Annotated in this window: 1 protein-coding gene; it reads left to right on the plus strand. The window is 56.2% G+C overall.

Annotated features, from left to right (window positions below; genetic code table 11):
* Positions 1–246: 246 nt before the first annotated feature.
* A partial coding sequence (locus AC1D0P_RS26565) for an amino acid permease (protein ID WP_477679463.1) occupies positions 247–715 on the plus strand: 469 nt, incomplete at its 3' end.

Below are 715 nucleotides of genomic sequence, written 5' to 3' on the forward strand. Positions count from 1 at the left end.
CTCTCACAATGAGCCTCTCGGGAACGACACACGGCAGAACACCAAAATCATGCTGACAAAACGGTGCGGAAAAGTAAAGGGATGTTGACTAAAAAGAAAATATCTTGACTATGCATAAAGGGCGCACCGGTTGGAATCGCGCGTAGACGCGGCAGGTGAAAATGGCCGGCAAGCCCGGAATATTCGGGGAGCACGTTCAGGGAATAAGACGAGAAAACGTCCGGAACAAAATGGGGAACTTCACCAATGACGGATATTGTGGATGCCGGCGTTCCCGCTGGTACAGAAGGTAAGCTTATACGCGCGCTTGATTGGAAGGGCGCGTTCTGGGTGGCCGCGGGCGTGCCGCCGCTTGTTCTTTTCTCCATCGGCGGCATCGCCGGTACAACCGGCAAGCTCGCCTTCGTCGTCTGGATCATCTCGATGATCATGGGATTTCTGCAATCCTTTACCTATGCGGAAATCGCCGGAATGTTCGGCAACAAATCAGGCGGCGCCTCGGTCTACGGCGCGACAGCATGGCTGCGCTACTCGAAATTCGTCGCGCCGCTTTCGGTCTGGTGCAATTGGTTCGCCTGGTCGCCGGTATTGTCGCTCGGTTGCGCTATCGCGGCCGGCTATATCCTCAACGCCTTCTTTCCCATCCCGGCAGCAGACTCGCAGGCCGTGCTGAGCTGGATCACGGCCCATGCCACGTCCATTGCTGACAATAGTC

The sequence above is a fragment of the Polaromonas sp. P1_G2 genome (assembly GCF_056405515.1).